Raw genomic sequence first — 24,813 nt, 5'->3', positions numbered from 1 at the left:
GAGTGCTCTCCTTGCCTTGGGTCATGGACCGGAAGTGGTCCGGGAGCCGGGGACATAGCGAGGGGCGTGCCAGGAAGGAAAAAGAGCAGGTAATTCAAAGAGATAGGCGAACGGCAAGCTCGTCGATAAGCCCCGATGCGAAGGCGGTCACAAAAAAGTGCGCAAGAAGTTGCGCACTACTGCGCAAGTTTTTGCGCAGTGGGCAGAGAGCCAAGCAACACAACGGCTACCCGCATTCATCCACAAGGTTATCCACAGTGCGCTGGCAGAAAGTTGCGCAGTGTGGATGTCCTTGATGCGGATCACGGGGCCTTTGGTTGCTCCCGTTTGTGGCGGGTTTTCTCGAAGGTCCGGCAGATGATTTCGGCCGCCTCCGGGCGCACCGTGCGCCCGTGGAGGAAGGCATCGATATCGGTATAGCTGACCCCGTGGGCTTCCTCGTCCGGCTTGCCAGGGCTGAGGTCCTCCAGGTCGGCGGTGGGGATTTTTTCCACCAGGTGTTCCGGTGCGCCCAGGGCGCGGGCGATGGCGCGGACCTGGTGCTTCACCAGCCCGCTGAGCGGGGCGAGGTCGCAGGCGCCGTCGCCGAACTTGGTGAAGAAGCCCATCACCGCTTCGGCGGCATGGTCGGTGCCGATCACCAGGCCCTGGCGGGCGTTGGCGATGGCGTATTGGGCGACCATGCGCATGCGTGCCTTGACGTTGCCGAGGACGAAGTCGGCGCTGCCGGGCGTCAGCCCTTCCAGGGCTTCGATCTGCGCCGCCAGGGCCTGGACCGCCGGGCCGATGTTCACGGTGTGGGTCTCGTCCGGCGCGATGCAGACCAACGATTCCTGGGCATGGGCCTCGTCCTTCTGGACCTGATAAGGCAGGCGCACGGCGATGAAACGGTAGCCGTCGTCGCCGGTCTCGGCCCGCAGACGCTCGATGGCGCGCTGGGCCAGCAGGCCGGCGGTCAGCGAATCGACCCCGCCGCTGATACCGAGAACCAGCGTCTTCAGGCCGGCGTCGCGCAGGCACTGCTGGATGAAGGCGATGCGTCGTTGGATTTCCGCGTCGATGTCCGACGGACCGGTGAAGGGCGGTCGGACCTGGAGTTCGTCGGCGATGGCGCTTTGCAGCTCTTGCATGGTGTTACTCCTTGGCGGCGGTTCAGGAACCTACCTGAAAGACGTGGCGCAGGTAGGCGACGAAATTCTCGTCGCGGCACTGGGTCTTGCCCGGTGCATCGGAAATCTTCGCGACCGGCTGGCCGTTGCAGGCGGTCATCTTCAGCACGATGTTCATTGGTTCGACACCGGGGATGTCGCAGGTCAAGTTGCCGCCGATGCCGAAGCTCACCTGTATCCGACCACGCAGCGCGCGGAAGATCGCCAGCGCCTTGGGCAGGTCGAGGGCGTCGGAAAACACCAGGGTCTTGGTCCTCGGGTCCACCCCCAGTTTGTGGTAGTGGGCAATGGCCTTCTCGGCCCAGGCCAGCGGATCGCCGGAGTCGTGGCGCAGGCCGTCGAAAAGCTTGGCGAAGTACAGATCGAAGTCGCGCAGGAAGGCATCCATGGTGATGCAATCGGTCAGTGCGATGCCGAGCAGGCCGCGGTATTCGCGCACCCAGCAATCCAGCGCGGCGATCTGGCTGTCGATCAGGCGCGGGCCGAGCTGCTGGTGGGCCATCAGCCATTCGTGGGCCATGGTGCCGATGGGCTTGAGATCGAATTCCCGTGCCAGGTGGACATTGCTGGTACCGACGAAGCGCCCCGGAAAGTCGCGCTTGAGGATGTGCACCACCTCTTCCTGGACGCGGTAGGAAAAGCGTCGACGGGTGCCGAAGTCGGCCAACTGGAATTCCGCCAGTTCTTCGACGCTGGCCTCGCGGCGCAGCCAGTCGAGTTTCTCGTAGAGCCGCTCGCGGACCTGCTCGATGAGCACGTCGCGATAGCGATAGCGGTTGCGCACTTCGCTGATGATGGCCAGGACCGGCACCTCGAAGAGGATGACGTGCAGCCAGGGGCCGCGCAGGCGAATGAACAACTGATCGTTCTCGATGCCGGTCTGGACGTAGCGCAGATCGAAGCGGAACAGGCGCAGGAAGCGGATGAAATCCGGCTTCATGAACGGGATGCGTTCGAGGAAAGCGAGCTGGTCGGCGGTGATTTCCAGTTCCGCGAGGCGTTCGAGCTGGTAGCGGATTTCCGCCAGGTAAGGGCGCAGGTCCTCGCGGTTGCGACAGCGGAATTCCCACTCCACCTCGGCGTTGGGGTAGTTATGCAGGACCGCCTGCATCATCGTCAGTTTGTAGAAATCGGTATCCAGCAGGTTCTGCACGATACGGTCGGCAAATACGCTCTCGCCCATCACTTCTTCTCCAGATTCGGGACTGCTGCGGCGATGGCGGCATCCAGTTGGGTCGGGTCTTCGCACAGGCGAACACCGGAGTTGCGCAGCTCCTCCAGCGCCTGCTCGCCGCTGTCGGCGGCGAGGGCCCGGCAGGCGGGCAGGTAGAGGGCTACCTGGAAGCCGGCGCGACGCAGTTGCAGGGCTGTGGTCTTGACGCAGTAATCCAGGGCGAGGCCGCCGACCAGGACGAGATCGACCGCGTTCTGCCGGAGAAACTCGATTGCCCCGGTGCTGCGGCGCTCGGCGAGGTCGTGGTAGCAGGCGCCGTAGGGGTGGAGGTCCGGTTCGACGCCCTTCCAGACGAAGTAGTCGTAGTCCGCCGGCTGCGGCAAGCCGTCGAGCAGCTCGAAGCCACGGGTTCCGGGAACGCAATGGCTGACCCAGGTCAGGTCGGCATTGGCCAGCGGCAGCGGCCGCAGCATCTCCTCCGGTGTGGCTACCACCCAGGCGGCCCGGGGGCTGTGGGCGTCCTTGCTGCCCAGGCGCAGGTCCGTGCGGCTGGCCATGTGGTTGAGCGCTTCGGCGATTTTGTCGCCGCCCGGCACCGGCAGTTCCTCCGGGCAGAGCGGGGTGAAGCCTTTCTGGGCGTCCACATCGAAGCTGGCGATTTTCATGGGGGCTCCGGTTCGTCCTGATGTCTGACTATATAATTCATGACGTGTAAAAAGTCGTCAACCGTAAAAGATGAACTGGGTCAAAGTTTCTATACATGGTGGAATAAGTCGCCGAGGTCGGCTTAGGATGACGTTTTTCCGGATCGGGAGGTTCGATGAGTTCCGCCGAAATATTGGCCGGCGTCGATATCGTTGCGCTGCGCCTCGGTCCCCGGCAGGGGTTGGAGTTGCTGTTGATCCGCCGTGCCCAGGCGCCCTTCGAAGGGCATTGGGCGCTGCCGGGTGTATTGATCAACGGCCTGTGTGCCGACCGCAGTCTCGAAGATGCCGCCTGCCGGGCCTTGCGCGACAAGGCGCGGATCGAGCCCGCCTACCTGGAGCAGGTCGCCACCGTGGGTAATGCCGTGCGCGATCCGCGTGGATGGTCGCTGAGCGTGTGCTACCTGGCGCTGGTTGGGCCGGGCGTCGAGGCTGGCGACGAGGACCTGCGTTTCGTGCCCTTGGACGAGGTTCGTCAGGAGCGCTTCCCGCTGCCGTTCGATCACCGGCATCTGGTCGAGCAGGCCTGCGAGCGGCTGGCCGGCAAGTCGGCCTATAGCGCGCTGCCGCTGTATCTGCTGGCGGAACGCTTCACCGTGGCGGATGCCTTGTTCGCCTTCCAGGTGGCGATCGGCCAGGAGGTCCAGCATTCGAGCTTGCGCGGGCGCCTGGAGCGGATGAAGAAGGCCGGCTGGATCGAAGACACCGGCACCCTCAACAGGCCACCCATGGGACGGCCCCAGCATGTCCTGCGCTTTACGCCGAGGGAGCGGCAGGTCTTCGTCTTCGACCGCAGTCTGTTGCTCTGAGGAGGCTCTAATCCGGTGCTCCGGTCGCATGACCAAACGGAATGATGTCTGGAGGAAATGTCGTTTGTTGGCAATTTCGAAGCCGGCTACTACTGTCACGTTTCGCTTCCAGGGCATTCGTCCGGGGGCGACGGAATAAATGAGCCAATCGAGCGAGGAGTCCGAACATGAGCTTGCGTCAGGAATGTCTGTGGGAGCGCTTGACGCCCGAGCGGCAGAACGCGCCGATCCTGAATGGCGAGCGCAAGGCCGATGTCTGTGTGATCGGTGCGGGCTTCACCGGCCTGAGCGCGGCCGTGCATCTGCTCGAGCAGGGACGACGGGTATGCGTGCTCGAAGCCCAGCAGGCGGGCACCGGGGGCTCCGGCCGTAACGTCGGACTGGTGAATGCCGGTCTGTGGATTCCTCCGGACGAAATCGAAGCGCGCCTGGGGCAGGCGGTGGGCGAGAAGCTCAACCGGACCCTGGGCGCCGCGCCTTCGCTGGTGTTCTCGCTGGTCGACCGCTACGGCATCGATTGCCAGTTGCGTCGCGAAGGCACCTTGCACATGGCTCACAACAGCCGCGGCCGGGCCGATCTGGAAAGCCGCTGCGAACAATGGCGCCGCCGCGGCGCACCGGTCGAGCTGCTCACCGGCGCGGCTTGCCGCGAAGCCACCGGGACCGCCCGGATCGCCGCGGCGCTGCTCGATCGTCGTGCCGGTACGCTCAACCCCATGGGCTACACCCAGGGGCTGGCCAGGGCGGTGCGCAGCCTCGGCGGTGAGCTGTACGAACGTTCCCCGGTACTGCGCCTGGAGCGCCAGGGCGATGGCGACTGGTTGGTGGTCACCGCCCAGGGGGCGGTCAGGGCAGCCCAGGTGGTGATCGCTTCGAACGCATATACCGAGGGCGAATGGACTGAACTGCGCCGCAGCTTCTTCCCCGGTTACTACTATCAGGTCGCATCGGTGCCGCTCGAAGGGCCCGAGGCGGCGAGCATCCTGCCGGGCGGGCAGGGCTCCTGGGACACCCGCCAGGTCCTCAGCAGCATCCGCCGCGACGCCGACGGACGCCTGCTGCTCGGCAGCCTGGGTAACGGTGCGCGCAAGCCCGAATGGTTCATTCGTGCCTGGGCCGACCGCATCCAGTCCCATTACTTCCCTCGCCTGGGCAAGGTGGAATGGGAGTGCACCTGGACCGGTTGCATCGCCTTTACCCCGGAGCATTTGATGCGCTTGTTCGAACCGGCGCCCGGCTTGGTCGCGGTGACCGGCTACAACGGCCGTGGCGTGACCACCGGCAGCGTGGTTGGCAAGGCGTTCGCCGATTACTTGTGCACTGGCGATGCCGAGGTCCTGCCCATGCCGTTCCAACCCATGCGGGCGGTGTCCGCGGTGGGGGTACGTAGCGGGTTGTATGAGGCGGGGTTCTCGCTTTATCACGCCGGGCAGTGTTTGCGCGTGGTGATTTGATCGACCGTTTCGCTGTCGGGCGGCCGGCTCTGGGCTAGCCTGTTACGGTGCGTGCTGCGGTGCGGATGCACCAGGTGTGTGCAGTTCAGTGACAGTGGTGGTTACGGCAGGTTGCACTTCCTCGGGGAGAGGGTTGCGCTGTCTTTCTCATTTGGTTGCGCTCGGTGTTCGTGTGGGTTGCACCTTTCTGTCGATTGGGTTGCACATGCCTGTATCTCAAGCCTTTTATTCATGACGAGGGAACCGATCCGAGAATTTTCGTTTCGTTTGGAACAGTGGCACGCCACTTGCTGAATACCCCAAGCCATCACATAACCCATCAGGAGCAAAACTCCATGTTGCAGAAGATTTACAAGAAAGGTTTTCTGGCTCTCGCGGTAACCAGTGCACTCGGTCTCGCACCGCTGGCGCATGCTGACGTGGTGATCGGTGTTGCCGGTCCGCATACCGGCGCCAACGCGTCGTTCGGCGAGCAATACTGGCGAGGCGCTTCCCAGGCGGCGGAGGACATCAACGCCGCAGGTGGCTTGAATGGGGAAAAAATCAAACTGGTGAAGGCGGACGACGCTTGCGAACCCAAGCAGGCCGTGGCTGTCGCCAACCGTCTGGTGGACCAGGACAAGGCCATCGGTGTGGTCGGCCACTTCTGCTCCTCTTCCACCATCCCGGCCTCCGAGGTCTATGACGAAGCCGGCATCATCGCCATGACCCCCGGCTCGACCAACCCGCAGGTCACCGAGCGCGGGCTGTCCGGCATGTTCCGCATGTGCGGCCGTGACGACCAGCAGGGTATCGTGGCCGGCGACTACATCATCGACGTTCTGAAGGCACAGAAAGTGGTGATCCTGCATGACAAGGACACCTATGGCCAGGGCCTGGCGGATGCGACCAAGGCGCAGCTCAACAAGCGCGGCGTGAAGGAAGTCCTGTATGAGGGCCTGACCCGTGGCGAGAAGGACTTCAACGCCCTGGTCACCAAGATTCGCGGCGCCGGTGCCGATGTCGTCTACTTCGGCGGCCTGCACCCGGAAGCCGGCCCGCTGGTCCGCCAGATGCGCGAGCAGGGCCTGACTGCCACCTTCATTTCCGGCGACGGCATCGTGACCGACGAGATGGTCACCACCGCCGGCGGCCCGCAGTACGTCAAGGGCACCCTGATGACCTTCGGCGCCGACCCGCGCAAGATTCCGGACGGCCAGGCGGTGATCGAGAAGTTCCGTGCCAACGGCTTCGAGCCGGAAGGCTACACCCTCTACGCCTACGCCTCGCTGCAGGCGCTCGCCGCCGGTTTCAATGGCGCAGGCGAGAACGACCCGGCCAAGGCCGCCGAGTGGCTGAAGGCCAACCCGGTCGCCACCGTCATGGGCAAGAAGGAATGGGACTCGAAGGGCGACCTGAAAGTCTCCGACTACGTCATGTACGAGTGGGATGACCAAGGCAAATACCACCAGAAGTAAGCGCTAGCGCTCGGCCGGTGCATCGGGCGGCAATCGTCCGGTGCACCGGTGCATTCCGGGAACCGCTGAAGCCTTCATCCGCCTGCATCGCTGCGAAGTCGCCCGGTAGCCGCCTGGTCAGCCGGAGCGGTCGGGTTCAAGCAGCGAAGTTTTCAGTGGTACCCGTCCGATATCACTCGCGAAAGCCGGCTTTGTTCGAGACCGGTTATTCCAAAAGACGAGACTGAGGCATGGACGGTATTTTCCTGCAACAGCTGATCAACGGGCTGACCCTCGGGTCGGTCTACGGTCTGATCGCCATCGGCTACACCATGGTCTACGGCATCATCGGCATGATCAACTTCGCCCACGGCGAGGTGTACATGATCTCCGCCTACCTGTCGGCGATCGCCCTGGCTCTGCTGGCCTTTTTCGGCCTGGAGTCCTTCCCGCTGCTGATCCTCGGCACCTTGCTTTTCACCGTCTGCGTGACCGGTGTGTATGGCTGGGTGATCGAGCGCATCGCCTACAAGCCCCTGCGCAACTCCACCCGTCTGGCCCCCCTGATCAGCGCCATCGGCATGTCGCTGATCCTGCAGAACTACGTGCAGATCAGCCAGGGCGCCCGGCAGCAGGGTATTCCGACGCTGCTCGATGGTTCGTTCCGCTTCGCCATCGGTGAGGGTTTCGTCCAGCTCACCTACACCAAGGTCTTCATCCTCGTCGCCGCCTTCGCCGGCATGGCCGCGCTGACCTACATCATCCAGCGCACCCGGCTGGGTCGCATGTGCCGCGCCACCCAGCAGGACCGCAAGATGGCGTCGATCCTCGGCATCAACACCGACCGGGTGATTTCCTACGTGTTCGTCATCGGTGCCGCCATGGCCGCGCTGGCCGGGGTGCTGATCACCATGAACTACGGCACCTTCGACTTCTACGCCGGCTTCATCATCGGCATCAAGGCGTTCACCGCCGCGGTGCTCGGCGGCATCGGCTCGCTGCCCGGCGCGATGCTCGGCGGCATCATCCTCGGTGTGGCCGAGGCGCAGTTCTCCGGCATGGTCAACACGGACTACAAGGACGTGTTCAGCTTCTCGCTGCTGGTCCTGATCCTGATCTTCCGACCGCAAGGGCTCCTGGGACGTCCCCAGGTGGCGAAGGTGTAAGTCATGTCTTCCTCTGCCATCGATATCAAGAAATCCCTGCTGGACGCGGTGCTCGCCGGCCTGCTGGCGCTGATCGTGTTCGGCCCCATCGTCGGTGTGGTGCTCAGCGGCTACGACTTCAATCTGCAGTTCGACCGGGTCGGCTGGCTCGTCGGCGCGGTGATGATCGGGCGCTTCTGCCTCAGCCTGTTCCTGCAGTCGCCGCGTGGCGAGCGGCTGCTGTATCGCTTCGAAACGGCGGGCTCCGGCGTCCATGTGCTGCCGCCGGACCACAAGTCCCGGCTGCTGTGGATCGTGCCGATCCTGATCGTCCTGGCCGTCATCTTCCCGTTCTTTGCCAGCAAGTACCTGCTGACCGTGGTCATCCTCGGCCTGATCTACGTGCTGCTGGGACTGGGGCTGAATATCGTGGTCGGCCTCGCCGGCCTGCTCGACCTCGGCTTCGTGGCCTTCTATGCCATCGGTGCCTATGGCTTGGCGCTGGGTTACCAGCACCTCGGCCTGGGCTTCTGGAGCGTGCTGCCGCTGGCGGCGCTGATGGCGGCGTTCGCCGGGATGCTCCTCGGCTTCCCCGTGCTGCGCATGCACGGCGACTACCTCGCCATTGTGACCCTGGGCTTCGGCGAGATCATCCGCCTGGTGTTGAACAACTGGCTCAGCTTCACCGGTGGCCCGAACGGCATGTCGGTGCCGTCGCCGACCTTCCTCGGCCTGGAGTTCGGCCGGCGGGCGAAGGATGGGGGCGTGCCCTTCCATGAGTTCTTCGGCATCGCCTATAACCCCAACATCAAGTTCCTGTTCATCTACATCGTGCTGTTCCTGGTGGTGATGCTGGTGCTCTACATCAAGCACCGTCTGACCCGCATGCCGGTCGGCCGCGCCTGGGAAGCGCTGCGCGAGGACGAGATCGCCTGCCGCTCCATGGGTCTCAACCATGTGCTGGTGAAGCTCTCGGCGTTCATGATCGGCGCCTCCACGGCGGGCCTCGCCGGCGTGTTCTTCGCCAGCTACCAGGGCTTCGTCAACCCGTCCTCGTTCACCTTCTTCGAGTCGGCGCTGATCCTTGCCATCGTCGTACTCGGCGGCATGGGCTCGACGGTCGGCGTGGTGATCGCGGCCTTCGTCCTGACCGTGGCGCCGGAGCTGCTGCGCAGCTTCGCCGACTACCGTGTGTTGCTGTTCGGTGTGCTGATGGTACTGATGATGATCTGGCGGCCGCGCGGCCTGATCCGGATCAGTCGCAGTGGCTTCACCCCGCGTAAAGGAGTGGCCCCATGAGCCAGGAAAACATCCTCACCGTCGACAACCTGATGATGCATTTCGGCGGTATCAAGGCACTCAACGATGTCAGCCTGAACATCAAGCGCAACTCCATTTCGGCCTTGATCGGCCCCAACGGCGCCGGCAAGACCACTGTGTTCAACTGCCTGACCGGCTTCTACAAGGCCACCGGCGGCAGCATCCAGCTGCACGCACGGGGCACGACCACCGACGTGATCAAGGTGCTCGGTGAGCCCTTCCGCCCGGATGATTTCGTCAAGCCGCGGCAACTGGGCAGCCGTCTCTGGTACAAGATGTTCGGCGGCACCCACCTGGTGAACCGCGCCGGCCTCGCCCGCACCTTCCAGAACATCCGCCTGTTCAAGGAAATGTCGGTGGTGGAAAACCTGCTGGTGGCGCAGCACATGTGGGTCAACCGCAACCTGCTCGCCGGCGTGCTCAACACTCCCGGCTTCCGCCGTGCGGAAAGCCAGGCCCTGGACCATGCGTTCTACTGGCTGGAGGTGGTCGATCTGGTCGATTGCGCCAACCGCCTGGCGGGCGAACTGTCCTACGGCCAGCAGCGCCGCCTGGAAATCGCTCGCGCCATGTGCACCCGGCCGCAGCTAATCTGCCTCGACGAACCCGCCGCCGGCCTCAACCCGGCCGAGACCGAAGCGCTGAGCGCGATCATCCGCCGCCTGCGCGACGAACACGACCTCACCGTACTACTGATCGAACACGACATGGGCATGGTCATGAGCATTTCCGAGCACATCGTCGTGCTCGACCACGGCGTGGTGATCGCTGCGGGGGCGCCGGAGGCGATCCGCAACGATCCCAAGGTGATCGCCGCCTACCTGGGCGCGGAAGAGGAGGAGGTGGCATGAGTACCCTTCTCGAGTTCAAGGATGTCGACGTCCACTACGGTCCGATCCAGGCCCTGCGGAAGGTCAGTCTGCACATCGACGAAGGCGAGACGGTCAGTCTGATCGGCGCCAACGGTGCCGGTAAGTCGACTCTGCTGATGTCGATCTTCGGCCAGCCGCGGGCGAGCGGCGGGCAGATCGTCTACCGCGGGACCGACATCACGCAGAAGTCCGCCCACTACGTCGCCTCCAACGGCGTGGCGCAGTCGCCGGAAGGTCGCCGGGTGTTCCCCGACATGAGCGTGGAAGAGAACCTGCTGATGGGCACCATTCCCGTCGGCATGGCTCATGCGGACGAAGACATGCAGCGCATGTTCGACCTGTTCCCGCGCCTGAAGGAGCGGCGCAACCAGCGCGCCATGACCATGTCCGGCGGCGAGCAGCAGATGCTCGCCATCGCCCGCGCGCTGATGAGCCGGCCGAAGCTGCTGCTGCTCGACGAGCCTTCCCTCGGGCTGGCGCCCATCGTGGTCAAGCAGATCTTCCAGACCCTGCGCGAGCTGGCGCAGTCGGGGATGACCATCTTCCTCGTCGAGCAGAACGCCAACCACGCGCTGCGGCTCAGCGACCGCGCCTATGTGATGGTCACCGGTGAAATCCGCATGACCGGCACGGGCCAGGAGCTGCTGGCCAACCCGGACGTGCGCAACGCCTATCTCGGCGGCCACTGACCAGGGTGGGCTTCAAGCCTGCTGACGAAGGGGCCGCGCAAAGCGGCTCCGCTCGACCGGGGCTGGCTATCTTCGCCGGCCTCGTTCTTTCATCGATTCTCGCCATGAGGTTCTCATGCACGCCGTTCGTTTTTTCAGCAATGCCGATGTCGCTGCGCGCCTGGATTACGCCGAGCTGATCGAGGCGCTGCGGATCGGCCTGGCCGCCCCCTGCGAGGCGCCGTTACGCGCCAGTCACGCCTTGCCGGAGGCGGCGTCGCTGCTGTGCATGCCGGTCTGGCAGAGCGGTCAGGGCATCGGTGTCAAGCTGGTCACCGTCTATCCCGGCAATGGCGCCAAGGGCTTGCCCTCGGTGGCTGCGCTGTTCGCCTTGTTCGACGATGCCACCGGGCAGCCCCTGGCCATGCTCGAAGCCTCGGAGCTGACCGCCCGGCGTACCGCCTGTACCTCCGCGTTGGCGGCCGATTATCTGGTGCGGCGCGATGCGAAGCGCCTGCTGGTGGTGGGCAGCGGCACCCTCGCCGCGCACATGGTGCGCGCCCACTCGGTGGTCCGGCAGTACGAGAAGGTCGAAATCTGGGGACGCCAGCCGGCGAAGGCGAGAGCGCTGGTGGACGGCCTGCGCGCCGAGGGCTATCCGGCCGAAGCCTGCAACGACCTGCGCGCAAGCGTCGGGCGGGCCGACTGTATCAGTTGTGTCACCACCTCGCGCGAGCCGCTGGTGCTGGGCGAGTGGCTGCAGCCGGGCTGCCACCTGGACCTGGTCGGCGCCTTCCTGCCCAGCATGCGCGAGACCGATTCGGCAGCGGTCGCACGGGCGCGGGTGGTGGTCGATACCCGTGCCGGCGCGCTGGACGAGGCGGGCGACCTGCTGTTTGCGATAGCCGACGGCGTGCTCGATGCCGCCAGCCTCGATGCCGAGCTGCGGGATTTGCTGCAAGGGCGCGGCGCACGGCGGAACGAAGCCGAAATCACCCTGTTCAAGTCGGTCGGCTATGCCCTCGAAGACTTGGTTGCAGCCCGTCGCCTGCTGGCCCTGAGCTGACTTCGCGTTGCGCCTTCGCTGCATTGCCCACAGAAGCTGTGGAGCAGGCTGTGGACAAGCTGCGGGTAAGGGGTGCGAAGCCTTGTAGTCCGCCGCTTGCGGCGGATTGCTCGTTTTTTGTCCCGCAGGCTGTTTTCCTTCCGTTTTCAATGAGTTGCCCGTTCTGGGCGCGCCTGCGTTATCCCCGCTTACTGTGGTAAATCCTGTGGATGACCTCTGGAAGAAATGACCGGGACGGCGCCGTTCCTGGCTTGCCGTGGGTTGTTCGGCTTTTGTACGGCATGGCCGTCCAGCGAAACCATCCACCGATTGAAAAGTCCAGCGGAAAGTTCTCCACGGCAACTGTGGAAAACTCTGTGGGTAAGCGTGGGAAAAGCCGTCTTGGGCCCGGTTCCCGTTGGGTCGGATAGAACTGTTCAGGTTTTGTTCAGTGACTGTGGCAATCTGCCGCGGCACGGCATGGCGCCTGGCGTCAAGATTTTTTCGGCGGGCTTCGCGGCGGCGAAAAAATGACAGCGGATCAGGCCAAGGAGTTTTCCCCACAGCCTGTGGATAACACTGTGATCAATTTGGGTAAAGCCGTTCCGGAGGCCGGTGCGGCGGGGCCTGGACAACATTGATCGGTTTTTGTTCGCTCACTCGTCGCTGAGGGCACTGATGCGGGTCGAGCGTCCGAGCAGTTGCAGGGCGCGGTCGGGATAGTCAGTGATCAGGGCCTGGGCGCCCATGTCCAGCAGCCGGTGCATGGCCGGCTGTTCGTTAATCGTCCACAACTGCACATGCAGGCCGCGCGCGCGGGCGGTGGCGATGAGATCGGGCGTGGCGATGTGCAGGTCGCCGTGCTGCTCGGGAATTTGCAGTGCCTGATAGGTCGGCGACAGCAACTTGCCGAGGCCGACCCAGTTCAGGGCCACCAACAGCCGCACCGAGCTGGCGCCGGCGGAGGTGGCGACGTCCGGGCACTGTTCGCGGAAGCGCCGCAAGGCGCTCTCGTGGAAGCTGCCGACGACGACCCGGTCGGTCTGCCCGCGCTGCTTCAACTGTTCGCAGACGCGCTCCGCCAAGGCCTCGTCGGCGACCTTGAGTTCCACCAGCTTGGGCGCCCGCGGAAAACGCTGCAGCACCTCGGCGAAGCTAGGGACGCGGGTGCCCTGGCCGCGATAGGGATAACTCTGCCCACCGTCGGCGCTCCAGCGGTAGCCGGCGTCGAGGGTCTGCAATTCGGCCAGGCTGTGCGCGGCGACCGGGCCCTCGCCGTTGGTGGTGCGCTCCAGCGTCGCGTCATGGATGACCACCGGCTCGCCGTCGGCGGACAAATGCAGGTCCATTTCCAGCATGTCCACACCCAACTCAAGGGCGCGCTCGAAGGCGAACAGTGTGTTCTCCGGCCAAAGCCCCTTGCCGCCCCGGTGGGCGATCACCAGCGGCTGGTCGCCTAGAGCGGCCAGCACGGCAGGCGGACTCGCCGGACGGCTGGTGAGCCCGAGCAGGCCGAGGGCAATGGCGATCAGCAACAGGGGGGCGACGACGAAACGGGCGAAGCGCAGCATGCGTGGACTTCCATCGGTCAGGTACGACGAACGAAGCGAACGCTTGGACTATGACAAAGGTGTGAAGAACGCGCGAGGAGAGTTTTCCAGCGGGAGCCGTTGCGCCGGAACCGGCGCAACGGCGACATCGGGACGCTTCAGCCGGCCAGCAGCCAGGCACCGACGCCGGCCGAACCGATGCCGGCCAGGCGCACCAGCGGCGCAGCCGCTTGCGGAAGGATGCGGACCAGAGCATAGCCGGCGCCATGCAGCGCGGCGGTGGCCACGACGAAACCGGTGGCATAGCCCCAGGGGCTGGCCAGGGCCGGCAGTTCCAGGCCGTGAGCGACACCATGGACCAGTGCGAACAGCGCGGTGAGCCCGGCGGCGATGGCCAGCGGCGGACGCGCGGCCAGGGCCACCAGCAGCCCGATGGCCAGCACCGAGCCGGCGATACCGGTTTCCATCAGCGGCATTTCGACGCCGGCGAAGCCGAACAACCCGCCCAGCAACAGGGTGGCGACGAAGGTCAACGGCAGCGCCCAGCGTGCCTGCCCCTGCTGTTGCGCGGCCCAGAGGCCGACGGCGAGCATCGCCAGTAGGTGATCGAGGCCGAACACGGGGTGAGCGAGGCCGGCGAGCAGCCCGGCGTGATCGTGTCCGGGGTGAGCGAAGGCCACGGCCGGAGTGAGGAACAGGGCGAGGGTGTAGAGGCTTTTGCGTAGTTTCATGGTCTTCTCCTGACAGGGCTCAGGCCGCGGTGAGCATGCCTTGGCGCTCGATGAAGGCGATGATCTCGTCGAGGCCCTGGCCGATTTTCTGGTTGCTGAAGACGAATGGCTTGTCGCCGCGCATCGTCTTCGTATCGCGCTCCATGATGTCCAGCGACGCGCCGACCAGGGGCGCCAGGTCGATCTTGTTGATCACCAGCAGGTCGGACTTGCAGATGCCCGGCCCGCCCTTGCGCGGCAGCTTGTCGCCGGCGGCCACGTCGATCACGTAGAGGGTCAGGTCGGACAGCTCCGGGCTGAAGGTGGCGGAAAGGTTGTCGCCGCCGGACTCGACGATGATCAGGTCGAGGCCGGGGAAGCGGCGGTTGAGCTGCTCGACCGCCTCCAGATTGATAGAGGCGTCCTCGCGGATCGCCGTGTGCGGGCAGCCGCCGGTTTCCACGCCGATGATGCGCTCTGGTTCCAGGGCTTCGTTGCGCACCAGGAACTGGGCATCTTCCTGGGTGTAGATGTCGTTGGTGACCACGGCGAGGTTGTAGCGGTCGCGTAGGGCGCGGCACAGCGCCAAGGTCAGGGCCGTCTTGCCGGAACCGACCGGACCGCCGATGCCGATGCGCAGGGGTTGGCTGTTCATGGGGTATCGCTCCTTTTCATCGTTTCTGCCCGCCCGAGGGCTATCGAGGGCTTCGGCCGTCCGTCAGGAACGGAACAGCCGCGAATACTGTCGTTCGTGCGCCATGCTGGTGAGCGCCAGGCCGAAGGCGGCGCTGCCCCAGTGCTCCGGGGCGATCCCGGTGGCGTCCCGCTGGGCCTGCTCGAGCACCGGCAACAGCTCGGAGGTCAGCCGCTGGGCCGCCTGCTGGCCGAGCGGAAGGGTTTTCATCAGCACCGCCAGTTGGTTTTCCAGCCAACCCCAGAGCCAGGCGGCGAGAGCATCCTGCGGGGCGATCCGCCAGGCCCGCGCGGCCAGGGCCCAGCCGAGGGCCAGACCGGGTTCCTCGATCTGCTCGAAAAGGTGGCGAGAGGGGGCATCGAGCTCCGGCAGGTCGTCGAGCAATTGCTTCAGCGAGTAGCCCATCTGCCGGCTTTCCAGGCGCAGCTCGCGGGTTTCCCGGCTGGCGCGGTGCAGCCCGGCGAGATGCGCCAGACCGGGCCAGTCGCCCGCAGCGGCAGCCTCGCAGTGGGCCAGCAGCAACGGCGCCTCGAAGCGCGCGAGGTTGAGCAGTAATTGGTCGCCGATCCAGCGGCGGGCGCTGTCCGGGGCCTTGACCAGGCCCTGCTCGACCGCCATTTCCAGCCCTTGCGAGTAGCTGTAGCCGCCGATCGGCAGTTGCGGGCTGGCCAGGCGCAGCAGGGCCCAGGCCGGATTCACCGGCGCACTCCGAATTGATGCAGGCGCGGCGCATAGTTGAATTCGGCCTCGCCGGCATGGGAATGATGATGGCCACCGCCATAGGCCCCCTGTTCCGGCTGGTAGGGTGCTTCGATAGCCTCCACGCTGGCGCCGAGCTGTTCCAGCATCGCCTTGAGCACATAGTCGTCGGGCAGGCGCAGCCAGCCGTCGCCGAGTTGCAAGGCGACATGGCGGTTGCCCAGGTGATAGGCCGCGCGGGTCAGTTCGAAGGCGTTGGCGCAGGTGACATGGAGCAGCGGCTCCGGCTTGGCGCGGACGCGTACGATGCGGCCGTCCTCGGCCCGCAGGCACTCGCCGTCGTGCAGCGCCGGCTGGCCGCGTTCGAGGAACAGACCGACCTCCTCGCCATCGGTGGTGAAGCAGCGCAGCCGGCTCTTGCTGCGGGCTTCGTAGGTCAGCAGCAGTTCGGCGTCGTGAGAGTTGTGTTCGCCGATGCGTGTGTGAATGACCAGCATGGATGAGTCCGGCAATGGGCAGTGCCGGAAACAGAGCAAGGGGCTTGCCAAGCCGGGCGGCGCAGCGCTGGAGCGGCCTTCGCGGGAGCCTGGGTTAAAACTGGTGCATGGGTCAGGTTTGTAATGGTGCGCCAGGGGGGCGCTTGCACCATAGCGGTGCTATCTGCCGCCGAGCCCCTGCCAATGCTTGCCGACCACCATGATGAAGCGCAGCTGCTGGGTGATCTTCTCTTCCGGGCGCAGGTGTGGGGGCAGGTTAGCGGCGGGAGGGTCGATCAGCTCCGGCAGGGTGGCGAAGACCGTTTTCACCACCAGATCGGCGAAGACCTCCAGGGCCAGGTCGTCCAGGTGCGGCAGGCGGGCCATCAGGCGCAGATCGGCGGCGAGGTCGCCGGTGATGCGCTGGCGCAGCTCGGCGATGGCCTGGCGTACCGGCTGCGAACCGCCGTACTGCTCGCGGGCGAGGAAGAGGAACTGGCCACGGTTGGCGGCCACCGCGTCGAGGAAGATGCGCACCGAGGCGTCGATCAGCCCGCCGCGCTCGAATTCGTTCTGGCGGACCGCGCGAATGGTTTCGCGGAAGGTCTCGCCCACTTCGGCAACCAACGCCAGCCCGAGTGCATCCATGTCAGGAAAGTGCCGGTAGAAGCCGGTCGGGACGATCCCGGCGCTGCGCGCCACTTCGCGCAGACTCAGGCTGCCGAAGCCACGCCCGCTGTCCATCAAGGTGCGGGCGGCATCCATCAGGGCCTTGCGGGTCTGCTGTTTCTGGGCACTGCGGGGCGACATGGCGATGACTGCCGAGGCGAACGGAAATTGGCGTCGCACTTTAGCAAAGGGGTGTTTCAGGCGTCGAACTGGCTTGGAAGGAGAATGGTTCCGGAAAGCCTCGCCGAGGTTCATCGGCGAGGCCCATGGGACGTCAGGCTCGTCGTACCCGCTCGAACGCTGCGTCGTACAAACCCGCCGCATCGTTCAGCAACAGATGAAACGCCGCGAACACCTCGCCGTTATCCAACTGCGGCTCGTTGCAGAACAGTACCAGCGCCAACTGCCGCGCGGCGTTCAGCCGTTCCTGGCCGGCTTCGAACAGTTCGTGAGCGCCGAGGCTGGCATTGGCGTAGAGCACGGGGCTGGCAGTGGTGCTGAGGGAAGGAAGAGGGAGGAAGTCAGACATGGCGGGCCTCCGGAAAGCGGAGGCGAAAGGGAATGAATGAAATCGGCTTGATGAGCATCGATAGGACTCCTTCGTGAATGAGAAGCCGCCATCCAGCCGTTTCTGACGCGGTTGGAGGCGGACCGCACGGGGGTCAGAAACCGGCCCACGAAGGACAGCCGGCCAGGCCGAAGCCTGCCCCGCGCGGCCCGCCATAGAAATGCGGTAGCCAGACACAAAAATAGCGCCGGCTACTCAGCTATGGCGCTACCGCGCCTTCGTGTGGAATCGGGTTCTGACGCCCGGCCACGGGATTGACCGTGACGGGCCGGACTCTAGCGGCTTGGCGGAAGGGAGGCAAGCGCGCAGAAGGGTATGGAGGAAAAGCGTGAAGGGGTTCAGGGAGAGTAAGGTTTTTGGCCATCCATCGACTTACAGGCTACGTGCCATGCTTCATGGCGGCAGTTACTTCGACTAAGGGAGTCGATCAATGGCTCAGCTCTCTTTTCGGAGGTACGCAGGGGGTGATAGGCAAAAGGCAAGACCTGACCCTAATTTCCCCCACAATGTGAGCGCCGTTCTTACCATAGTGAATTTGCCCTCGTGTAACAGCCTGACCAGTTCTTTCCATCAACACCTATTGGCCGCCCAAACTCCACAATCGGATTTCCGCGTGCGCCTGCTCCAACAATCGAATACTTTCCGCTGTAGACTCCCGCCAGAAGCTCGGCTGGGTCTACACCATCATTGAAGTAGCTGCGCCCTTCAATGAAGTTGTTATGCCCTCCTATATGTTTACCTTGCTGCCCCATATGGATGTTCGTCGGAAGATCACTGGGGACAGGCAGGTAATCCCCCCGGCTTAGCCGGGGGCTCCTTTATCATTCAATATTTTTAGTTGCTCGCAGCTTGTAACCAGCAGACCTCATCTGAGCAAGTACCGCTTCATCAAACTCTTGATCAGATATGCCTCTAATCGATTTGGCACTCTTCCAGTGCCATATAATAGGAAGGATTCTGCTATCCAAACGATTATATTCCTCCAAAAAGATATCTGCTAAAGCATACTTGTCTAAACCATCAACGGCCTCCAGCATCGTATTCAGCACCATGCTTGGCGACTTTCCATCCAGTATTTGCGCTAACAAATGTCTATTTTCCGAAAGTGACATAGGTAACTTCGCCGATGGTTTCAATTTTCTCGACCTTCGTATATCCGTATTTTTGGGATATCTGGCCTGTCCAGGTATTCAAAGCAGCATTTTCCTTTGACATTCCACTGGCAATATTCTTCAGATATTGAGCGGTGTTAACGCTGTCAGTTCCCGTCACCCAAGCACCACGAATTTGATTGACCTGGATGCCTTCGTTGCTGAGGCGTTGCATTGCGCTGGCGAACATATCAGTGCCCGATGCGTCGTACAAAGGGTGGTTCTGTGCCGCGCGAATATCAAATCCCAGAACGCCTGCCTTATCCACATTCACAACCAATCCTGCTACACCATCAGGATTGCCATACCTGAGGGTGGTTCCTCCGTTGTTGGACACGCTCATCGTAAAGTCATTAGTGACATCAACTTTTGGAGTCGGTGGCTCAATTCTCCCTGCTCCACCTTTCGTCCCAACCACCCCCGGCTTACTCACCAGCGTCTGGTTCGCCAGGCGGATCTGCTCCGTCAGTTTAGCCTGCGCATTCAGCTTGAAGGGGGCCAGTTCCTCCACCGACGGTGCCTTGCCGGCCAGCAGGCCGTCAAGCTTGTCGGCGACTTTGGTCAGCTCCGTGGGAATCGTGGCGCCTGCCTTGCGCATGGCGGCGAACACCCCGGCCAGTTTGGCCGCCTTGGCGGCTGGCCCGAGGGCGTCGAGGATGCCGGGCTCCAGAACGTCCCCGACCGTCGACAGGCCCGACTTCATTTGCCCGGTCGTCTCGATGACCTGCTGGCGATATTCCCGCCAGCCGGGTGCCAAACGGTCCAGTTCGGCATCGCTCAGTTCGGCGAGGCGGGCCAGCTCGGTTTTCTTGAGCAGCTCCTCTTCCAGCGCAGCCTGGTAGCCGGCCCTCGCCATTTGCTCGGCGACGTATGCCTGCTCCTGCGGGTTTTGCCAAAAATGCTTGTCTTTTATATTTGATAAAAATCGTTACGCTATGATCATGGCAATATTGGTCGAGCCTCATATCTGTCTATAAAATTAACCTCTGCAACATTACAGTCCGGGTAAATCCATTTCTCCCAGTTGGATACAAGCCAATCCTTTCTTATCCCACCCCCTTCGGTAGACGAGCACTCTCTAGGTAGTTGGACCAGAATCAATCCGGCTTTATAGCCAGAAGTAACAATCAGCCCGTACGGTCTATCTTTATCTTGGGTTTCGTAAACCATGAAATCCACAAATTTTTCATAGGGATATTTTCCTGGCAGTCTAAGTACGTTTCCATGCCAAATGAAGTTTTCTTTCAGGTCAATTAGTCTTACCATGCTAACCATTACTTCACCTTTAGATCGTGGCCGCCGCTCTTGTCGGCAGGCTTTGTCTGCTTAAAATCAAGGTCAACTTCGCCGAGATGTTTTCCATTTTTAGGATTAATTACCTCAAGGCGACCATGCTGTGTATCCACAGCGTATAGATTTCCACCATTTGCTCTATAGACATCGCGCCCGTTAAGCTTGGGCAGTTTGTTATCTTTCATCATCCCGTTGGCTGTCATCACAATAGCTACCGCTGCTTTAATTTGAGCAACTCTTTCTCCCGGAGGGAGAGTGGATAAGCTTTTTTCAAACTGAGCGACAGTTTTGTTCCCTAGTATGGCCGATGAGCTATTGGATTTTGCCCCAACCGAAACTCCCGGCTTAACCCCTCCCACGCCGCTCGCGATGACCTGAGCCCCGGTCGCCATGGCACTAGCAGCCGGACCATCGCGCTGAGCGACGATGCTGCTGGTGATGAGGTCCTGCGCCATTTGGTTACTGCCAGGAACCAACCAGCCAATGACGCTCGCGGTATTTGCATCTCCGCTTCGGCGAATCTGATCGGCCAGCGCCTGGATCTTAGGCGCATCAGCCTGTAGTTGTGCAGAGAGAATCTCACAGCTCGTTATGTCTTGCTGGCATGTGGTAGCCAGCTCTTGATTCCGCTGTTCATCCAACTCCGCATAACGTGCCCTAACATCATCCCGGCATGCTGGCGTCGAGCATTTTTTCTGTTCCTCCAGCATATCCAGCACTTCCTGGTGCCGCAGGTAGTTGTACTGGGTGGCATTCGCCGCCACCGCAGATGCCGATTCGGCGTCGCCATCGGTCAGGACTGCCGCGAGCACGCCGATCAGTTGCGAGGTGGCCATCAGGTTGGCCACGCCTTGGCGGTATTCCGCGCTGTTCGGGTCTTTATCCTGGGGCAACAGCTTCTCGCCCAGGTAGTCCACCAGGGCTTCGTTGGCACCGGCGGCCAGGGCGCCGGTGCGGAAATCCCCGCCCGAGGCTTCCGCCAGCAGGCCGCCGAGGGCCGCATGCAGGATGAGTTTCTGTGGGCTGCCCTTCGGGACGTAGTCGCCAATGGCATCCGCCCCGATGGCGCCGGCAATCGCCACTGCATTGCCAACGGCAGCATCACCGAGGTTGTCCTTGAAGCTTCCCCCGTAGACCGCCGTCTTGATGCCCGCATCGACGACCGTCTTGGTCGCTACCTGGCCGACACTGCTCCAGTTCATGCCGAGTTCGGCCGGGTTGTATTGCACGAGCCCCGCCGTCGCGGCGCTGACCACGTACCCCTTCATGGCATCCGATGAGGTGACGTCCTTGGCCACTGCGCTGAGATTGCCCCGGTTATTGATGGTGCTCACCGTGGCTTGCGTGGCCACGCTCACGGTGACGGCTTGCCCTACGGCTCCCAGGCCGGCTGCCATCGGCCCGATGATGGCGGCCATGGCGATAGCGATGATCAACTGCGCCGCTGGGCCCAACCCGGAGTTGCTGTATTTGAAGGACTCATGAATCTCCTTCACCCGCCGCCAGTCCACATCGCCGCGGGCTTCGGCCTGTTTCAGCCAGGCCAGTTGCGGATCGGCTTTCACCATCGCATCGATGGTCTGGCTGACGGTCTGCTGGTTGACCTGCTTGACGTCGATGCGAATGCCTTCGGCAGCCTTGATGATCAGCTCGCCCTGGGCGATCAGTTCGGATTGGCGCAGGGTCTCGCCGGTGTTGCCCTTGCCCTTCGTCGCGTTCCAGGCCCAACTGTTCTTGCTCTTTTCGTGGACCTGCTGCTCGGTGTCCTTCACCCCTTCGAAGGCGATGGCGCTGCCGCTGTCCAGGGTCAGGTCGTTGCCGCTTTGCAGGTGGGCGGCCTGGTAGGTCTGGTTGCCTTCGCTGGCGAGGGTGAGGTCGTCGCCGCTGACGATCTCGCTGCCGACCTGGGTGGTGCGGGTGGTCTGGTCCTTGCGGCTTTCCTTGCTGCCCCAGGCGCCTTTCTTCTTTTTCTCGTCGAGGCGGTGGTCGAGGTTTTCCGCGGCCAGCAGGCTGAGGCCGTGCTGGGCATAGAGGTAGGCTTCGCCGCCCGCGTCCAGGCGGCTAGCGATGATGGTGAGGTTGTCGCCGGCCTTCACGTCCAGCTCGCCGCCGGCTTCGATTTCCGTCCCCTGCTGGGTTATCTGGCTGCGTTCCGTGTCGACTTTTTTGTGCCGGCTTTTGCGGTGGGCTTCGACGTGGCTTTCGTTGGCTGCCGCGGCGATGAGCACGTTGCCGGCCGCTTCGAGGGCGACATCGCCGTCGGCCTTGACCTTGCTGGCGCTCACCGCCAGGTCGTTGCCGGCTTGGGCGCTCAGGTGGCGGCCCGCGCGGATGTCCGAGCCGTGCTGTTCGAGGCGCTCGACCCGGCTGTTGCGCTGGCGCGCCTGGAGGGCGGTGCGGTCGTGTTCTTCGGCGGCGACGATCAGCAGATCGCGGCCGGCGTCCAATCGCAGGTCTCGCCCGGCCGTGACGGCGCTGCCGATATTCCGGATATCGCGGCCGGCGCCCAGCGTCAGGTCATTCGCGGCTTCGATGCGTGCGGCGCTGTCGGCGAAGTCTTCGCGGTGGTTGTAGCCGCGCGCGGCCGAGGTGTGGGTGGTGACGCTGCGTTCGTTGAGGATGTCGCCGGTCAAGGCGATGGCCGACACGTCGCGCCCGGCGATGATCCCGCCCTGGGCGTTGCGGATGCTGTCGGTGGCCAGCAGCGACAGGCGTTCGTTGGTTTCCATCAGGCCGCTGTTGGCGATGTTATTCGCCGTTGCATCCAGGTTGCGGCGGGCGCGCAGGGTGCCCTGGTTGCTCAGGTCCTGGCCGGCGATCAACGCCACGTCGCGGCCCTGGATCAGGGCACCGTTGGGCGCCACCCGGCCCTTGGCCTGGGCCAGGTAGAGCACCGGGACCAATACCTTCTCGCCCAGCACTTCGCGCTCTTCCAGCCAGACGATGTCGTGGGTCAGGGCGGCGACCTGTTCGGCGGTGAGGGTGACCCCCAGGCTGAGGTTGAGCGCCTCTTTGCTGGCGATGGCGTTGTCCATCAGGTAGCGGAACAGCGCTTCGTCGGAGGTCAGCCCATCGAGGAAGCGCTGGCCGGTACGGGCGACGAGGGCTTCGCGGATCAGGCGCTGCTCGTAGAAGCCGTCGCCCAGGCGCTTCTGCGTCCTGTCGATGTCGTAGCCCAGCCTGTCCAGCAGGTAGTCGGAGTTGAGGAACCGCTTGAGGTGGGTCAGCGCCGGGTGGGTTTCGATCAGGTATTGGTGCGAAGCGGCCGGACGGGTGGGTAGGTTGAGCCCCGGTAATGCCAGCGGGTCGATGCGCTGCTGACGCAGGTCGGCCGGCAGTTGCGCATCGAGGCTGACCGGGGTGGAAAAGCGCGAGCCGTCCGGGGCAGCGCCACGGCTGCCGCCGGCCACGTAGGTGAATTGCGGACGGATCACACCGTTGTCGATCCGCTCGCTGGCCGTGAGGCCGATAGTGCCTCCGGCCTGGATGATGCCGGCGTAGGTTTGGTCGCCCGACGCCAGCGATGTGAGGGTGCGGAAACGGGTCTGCTCCGATTCCATCCGGCCGATGAAGTGGCTCAGCGCGCTTTCCAGCCCACCCAGGTCGTTCGGGTCGTAGCCGGGGCTCAGGTGCCAGTAGCGCGCCGTGAAGCGTTCGGCTTCGTCCTGCCAGGCGTCGATGTGGCGTGTGCGTTCGGAGATGAAGACGCGGCGGGTTTCGATCTCGCCGGTTTCCACGCCCTGGTTTTCCAGCCGTTTCAACGTGCCGGCGATGCTGCCGCCGGCACTGATCCGGCTGCTGTGGTTGATCAGTGCATCCCCGTCCAGCGACAGCTTGCCACCGGCCTGCAGGCTGGACGCCGCGCTGGCCTCGGCCACCGCCAGCTTGTCGCGCTCGACGATTTCCCACACACCGTTGCGCTTGCCGCTGCAGTCGCCGGCACCATAGGCGCCGCTGCACGGCAGTTCGCTGATCCGGGCGGTGTACTTGCCGGTCTCGTCGATGACCAGAACCGCGCGCGCGTTGTTGATCACCGCGGCCTTGAGGCTGAAGTCGCCGCTGCTTTCCAGGGTGCCCGAGAGGTTGTCGAGACGTGCTGCCCGGTTGCCTTGGTCATCCTTGGCCAGGTCGATGGCACCCAGGCTGAAAACGTCCGCCAGGCGATTGGTGAAGGTGTCGACCCGCAGCGTCATATCGGCGCCGCTGAAGATCAGGCCGTTTTCGTTGACCAGCGTGGGAGCGTACAGGGTCAGCGCGTGACCGCTGCCCAGGGTGCCGTGGTTGTCCAGGGTCTGCGTACCCGTCACCGTCAGTTGCCGGCTGGCGATCACCGTGCCGCTGTTGCGCACGTTCTGGCCGGTCAGGCCGGCGTCACCTTTGGCATTGCGTGTGTTGTCCGGGTTGAGGCCCGCTTCGATCACGCCTTGGTTGGTCACCTGGGCGCCGCCCAGGCTCACCGTCTCGCCTGCTGCGAGGCTCTTCCTATTGACGACCTCGCCTTCGGCCTCGACCGAAGCGGTGCGGCCGGCGTAGGCGGTGTCGGTCAGTTCGATCCGTTCCGCCTCGAGATGCAGGTCCCGGCTGGCCGCCGCTCGCGCCAGGGTCAATTGGCCGCTCGCGAGGTCGATATGGATATCCCCGCCGCTGGCCGCCATGTCACCAGCCAGCTTCACCCCCACCCCAGCCTCGGTGCCGACCAGGCGGATCGCCCCGGCGTACATGCCGCCCAGCGCCGAGCTGTCGATGGCCAGGGCCGGCTTGTCGCTGCCGTCGTCGGCCTTGGCGGTGACGCTGAGGTCGCCGGCCTTGACCTCGTTGCGCCCGGTGATGACGTTGAGCTGCTTGGCGTGCAGCTCGGCGTTGAGCCTGGCACTGCGGGTGATCAGGTCGAACTGGTCGATGTTGCTGGCGTTGAGGCCGGCGCCCTCGATGGCGATCTCGCCGCCGTCGACGCTGAAGCGGTCCAGCCGGCCGTTCTCAACCACCGGTTTGCCGGTGCTGAACGTGACCCGCGGGGTGTTGAGGAAGCCGCAGCCATCGCAGGTGATGCCATGGGGGTTGGCCACGATGACGTGGGCGGACTGGCCCGCCACTTCGGTGTAGCCCTTGAGCTGGCTGGGGTTGCCGCCGGTGACTTCGTTGAGGATCAGGCCCGCCGCCTGGCCCTGGAGGTTCGCGTTGCCGAGGATGATGCCGCCAAGCTGGGT

23 protein-coding genes are annotated in these 24,813 nt (G+C 63.8%); 8 read left to right on the top strand and 15 right to left on the bottom strand.

What is annotated here, in order from left to right; genetic code table 11:
- Positions 1-302: 302 nt before the first annotated feature.
- From nadE to BZL41_RS23095, 3 genes are read right to left on the bottom strand one after another with little or no spacing between them, the layout of a single operon-like run.
- Positions 303-1,130, bottom strand: a complete 828-nt coding sequence (gene nadE / locus BZL41_RS23105; protein ID WP_095601432.1) for an ammonia-dependent NAD(+) synthetase — start codon at positions 1,128-1,130, stop codon at positions 303-305.
- Between the two features lie 22 nt (positions 1,131-1,152).
- Positions 1,153-2,352, bottom strand: coding sequence for a nicotinate phosphoribosyltransferase (gene pncB, locus BZL41_RS23100; protein WP_095601431.1), 1,200 nt, complete (start codon positions 2,350-2,352; stop codon positions 1,153-1,155).
- Positions 2,352-3,008: a nicotinamidase gene (locus BZL41_RS23095; RefSeq protein ID WP_095601430.1), complete on the bottom strand. Its 657-nt coding sequence runs from the start codon at positions 3,006-3,008 to the stop codon at positions 2,352-2,354. Before BZL41_RS23095 ends, pncB begins: the two co-directional genes overlap by 1 nt.
- A gap of 155 nt (positions 3,009-3,163) precedes the next feature.
- On the opposite strand from BZL41_RS23095, the gene BZL41_RS23090 reads away from it, so the two are divergent.
- The 8 genes from BZL41_RS23090 (at position 3,164) to BZL41_RS23055 (ending at position 11,817) form a co-directional block, all read left to right on the top strand.
- Positions 3,164-3,856 carry an NUDIX hydrolase gene (locus BZL41_RS23090; RefSeq protein WP_095601429.1) on the top strand — a complete coding sequence of 231 codons (693 nt, stop codon included), beginning with the start codon at positions 3,164-3,166 and terminating at the stop codon, positions 3,854-3,856.
- 167 nt (positions 3,857-4,023) lie between these two features.
- A complete protein-coding gene (locus tag BZL41_RS23085; protein ID WP_095601428.1) occupies positions 4,024-5,310 on the top strand; it encodes an FAD-binding oxidoreductase in 1,287 nt (428 codons plus the stop codon).
- A 335-nt stretch (positions 5,311-5,645) separates the two neighbouring features.
- Entirely contained in the window at positions 5,646-6,767 is a 1,122-nt protein-coding gene (locus BZL41_RS23080; RefSeq protein ID WP_095601427.1) for a branched-chain amino acid ABC transporter substrate-binding protein, read from the top strand.
- A gap of 230 nt (positions 6,768-6,997) precedes the next feature.
- Complete coding sequence (locus tag BZL41_RS23075) at positions 6,998-7,912, top strand: branched-chain amino acid ABC transporter permease LivH (RefSeq protein ID WP_095601426.1); 915 nt, start codon at positions 6,998-7,000, stop codon at positions 7,910-7,912.
- 3 nt (positions 7,913-7,915) lie between these two features.
- Complete coding sequence (gene livM, locus BZL41_RS23070) at positions 7,916-9,190, top strand: high-affinity branched-chain amino acid ABC transporter permease LivM (RefSeq protein ID WP_095601425.1); 1,275 nt, start codon at positions 7,916-7,918, stop codon at positions 9,188-9,190.
- Positions 9,187-10,062: an ATP-binding cassette domain-containing protein gene (locus tag BZL41_RS23065; protein WP_095601424.1), complete on the top strand. Its 876-nt coding sequence runs from the start codon at positions 9,187-9,189 to the stop codon at positions 10,060-10,062. The genes livM and BZL41_RS23065 overlap by 4 nt, the downstream gene beginning before the upstream one ends.
- Complete coding sequence (locus tag BZL41_RS23060; RefSeq protein WP_084338739.1) at positions 10,059-10,772, top strand: ABC transporter ATP-binding protein; 714 nt, start codon at positions 10,059-10,061, stop codon at positions 10,770-10,772. The genes BZL41_RS23065 and BZL41_RS23060 overlap by 4 nt, the downstream gene beginning before the upstream one ends.
- A gap of 115 nt (positions 10,773-10,887) precedes the next feature.
- Positions 10,888-11,817, top strand: coding sequence for an ornithine cyclodeaminase family protein (locus BZL41_RS23055; RefSeq protein WP_095601423.1), 930 nt, complete (start codon positions 10,888-10,890; stop codon positions 11,815-11,817).
- A gap of 635 nt (positions 11,818-12,452) precedes the next feature.
- On the opposite strand, the gene BZL41_RS23050 is transcribed toward BZL41_RS23055, so the two are convergent.
- The 12 genes from BZL41_RS23050 to BZL41_RS22995 all read right to left on the bottom strand — a co-directional run.
- On the bottom strand, positions 12,453-13,367 hold the full coding sequence (locus tag BZL41_RS23050; protein WP_095601422.1) for a glycerophosphodiester phosphodiesterase: 915 nt from the start codon (positions 13,365-13,367) through the stop codon (positions 12,453-12,455).
- Between the two features lie 137 nt (positions 13,368-13,504).
- Positions 13,505-14,077 (bottom strand): HupE/UreJ family protein, encoded by a 573-nt coding sequence (locus tag BZL41_RS23045; RefSeq protein ID WP_095601421.1) that lies wholly within the window; start codon positions 14,075-14,077, stop codon positions 13,505-13,507.
- Between the two features lie 19 nt (positions 14,078-14,096).
- Positions 14,097-14,711 (bottom strand): urease accessory protein UreG, encoded by a 615-nt coding sequence (gene ureG, locus BZL41_RS23040; protein WP_095601420.1) that lies wholly within the window; start codon positions 14,709-14,711, stop codon positions 14,097-14,099.
- 63 nt (positions 14,712-14,774) lie between these two features.
- Positions 14,775-15,449 (bottom strand): urease accessory protein UreF, encoded by a 675-nt coding sequence (locus BZL41_RS23035; protein ID WP_095601419.1) that lies wholly within the window; start codon positions 15,447-15,449, stop codon positions 14,775-14,777.
- Positions 15,446-15,946: an urease accessory protein UreE gene (gene ureE / locus BZL41_RS23030; RefSeq protein ID WP_095601418.1), complete on the bottom strand. Its 501-nt coding sequence runs from the start codon at positions 15,944-15,946 to the stop codon at positions 15,446-15,448. The genes BZL41_RS23035 and ureE overlap by 4 nt, the downstream gene beginning before the upstream one ends.
- Positions 15,947-16,105: 159 nt before the next feature.
- On the bottom strand, positions 16,106-16,735 hold the full coding sequence (locus BZL41_RS23025; RefSeq protein ID WP_095601417.1) for a TetR family transcriptional regulator: 630 nt from the start codon (positions 16,733-16,735) through the stop codon (positions 16,106-16,108).
- Positions 16,736-16,868: 133 nt separating this feature from the next.
- Positions 16,869-17,123, bottom strand: coding sequence for a hypothetical protein (locus tag BZL41_RS23020; protein WP_095601416.1), 255 nt, complete (start codon positions 17,121-17,123; stop codon positions 16,869-16,871).
- A gap of 560 nt (positions 17,124-17,683) precedes the next feature.
- Positions 17,684-17,914: a polymorphic toxin type 50 domain-containing protein gene (locus BZL41_RS29535; protein WP_095601415.1), complete on the bottom strand. Its 231-nt coding sequence runs from the start codon at positions 17,912-17,914 to the stop codon at positions 17,684-17,686.
- Positions 17,915-17,983: 69 nt separating this feature from the next.
- Positions 17,984-18,274 carry a hypothetical protein gene (locus BZL41_RS23010; protein ID WP_095601414.1) on the bottom strand — a complete coding sequence of 97 codons (291 nt, stop codon included), beginning with the start codon at positions 18,272-18,274 and terminating at the stop codon, positions 17,984-17,986.
- A complete protein-coding gene (locus BZL41_RS23005) occupies positions 18,255-19,169 on the bottom strand; it encodes a hypothetical protein (protein WP_095601413.1) in 915 nt (304 codons plus the stop codon). The genes BZL41_RS23010 and BZL41_RS23005 overlap by 20 nt, the downstream gene beginning before the upstream one ends.
- Before the next feature lie 83 nt (positions 19,170-19,252).
- Positions 19,253-19,588, bottom strand: a complete 336-nt coding sequence (imm45, locus tag BZL41_RS23000) for an Imm45 family immunity protein (RefSeq protein WP_095601412.1) — start codon at positions 19,586-19,588, stop codon at positions 19,253-19,255.
- Positions 19,588-24,813: DUF637 domain-containing protein (locus BZL41_RS22995; RefSeq protein WP_143518147.1), on the bottom strand; the 5,226-nt coding region annotated here is incomplete at its 5' end. The genes BZL41_RS22995 and imm45, both read right to left, overlap by 1 nt.

This window comes from Pseudomonas sp. PIC25 (genome assembly GCF_002286785.1).
Taxonomy (GTDB): Bacteria; Pseudomonadota; Gammaproteobacteria; order Pseudomonadales; family Pseudomonadaceae; genus Pseudomonas_M.
This window is presented reverse-complemented; position numbering and strand designations above follow the sequence as displayed.

Coding starts and splice junctions, on each gene's coding strand:
- nadE (WP_095601432.1), bottom strand. CDS start 1,130: ATGCAAGAGCTGCAAAGCGCCATCGCCGACGAACTCCAGGTCCGACCG.
- pncB (WP_095601431.1), bottom strand. CDS start 2,352: ATGGGCGAGAGCGTATTTGCCGACCGTATCGTGCAGAACCTGCTGGAT.
- BZL41_RS23095 (WP_095601430.1), bottom strand. CDS start 3,008: ATGAAAATCGCCAGCTTCGATGTGGACGCCCAGAAAGGCTTCACCCCG.
- BZL41_RS23090 (WP_095601429.1), top strand. CDS start 3,164: ATGAGTTCCGCCGAAATATTGGCCGGCGTCGATATCGTTGCGCTGCGC.
- BZL41_RS23085 (WP_095601428.1), top strand. CDS start 4,024: ATGAGCTTGCGTCAGGAATGTCTGTGGGAGCGCTTGACGCCCGAGCGG.
- BZL41_RS23080 (WP_095601427.1), top strand. CDS start 5,646: ATGTTGCAGAAGATTTACAAGAAAGGTTTTCTGGCTCTCGCGGTAACC.
- BZL41_RS23075 (WP_095601426.1), top strand. CDS start 6,998: ATGGACGGTATTTTCCTGCAACAGCTGATCAACGGGCTGACCCTCGGG.
- livM (WP_095601425.1), top strand. CDS start 7,916: ATGTCTTCCTCTGCCATCGATATCAAGAAATCCCTGCTGGACGCGGTG.
- BZL41_RS23065 (WP_095601424.1), top strand. CDS start 9,187: ATGAGCCAGGAAAACATCCTCACCGTCGACAACCTGATGATGCATTTC.
- BZL41_RS23060 (WP_084338739.1), top strand. CDS start 10,059: ATGAGTACCCTTCTCGAGTTCAAGGATGTCGACGTCCACTACGGTCCG.
- BZL41_RS23055 (WP_095601423.1), top strand. CDS start 10,888: ATGCACGCCGTTCGTTTTTTCAGCAATGCCGATGTCGCTGCGCGCCTG.
- BZL41_RS23050 (WP_095601422.1), bottom strand. CDS start 13,367: ATGCTGCGCTTCGCCCGTTTCGTCGTCGCCCCCCTGTTGCTGATCGCC.
- BZL41_RS23045 (WP_095601421.1), bottom strand. CDS start 14,077: ATGAAACTACGCAAAAGCCTCTACACCCTCGCCCTGTTCCTCACTCCG.
- ureG (WP_095601420.1), bottom strand. CDS start 14,711: ATGAACAGCCAACCCCTGCGCATCGGCATCGGCGGTCCGGTCGGTTCC.
- ureE (WP_095601418.1), bottom strand. CDS start 15,946: ATGCTGGTCATTCACACACGCATCGGCGAACACAACTCTCACGACGCC.
- BZL41_RS23025 (WP_095601417.1), bottom strand. CDS start 16,735: ATGTCGCCCCGCAGTGCCCAGAAACAGCAGACCCGCAAGGCCCTGATG.
- BZL41_RS23020 (WP_095601416.1), bottom strand. CDS start 17,123: ATGTCTGACTTCCTCCCTCTTCCTTCCCTCAGCACCACTGCCAGCCCC.
- BZL41_RS29535 (WP_095601415.1), bottom strand. CDS start 17,914: ATGGGGCAGCAAGGTAAACATATAGGAGGGCATAACAACTTCATTGAA.
- BZL41_RS23010 (WP_095601414.1), bottom strand. CDS start 18,274: ATGTCACTTTCGGAAAATAGACATTTGTTAGCGCAAATACTGGATGGA.
- BZL41_RS23005 (WP_095601413.1), bottom strand. CDS start 19,169: ATGGCGAGGGCCGGCTACCAGGCTGCGCTGGAAGAGGAGCTGCTCAAG.
- imm45 (WP_095601412.1), bottom strand. CDS start 19,588: ATGGTTAGCATGGTAAGACTAATTGACCTGAAAGAAAACTTCATTTGG.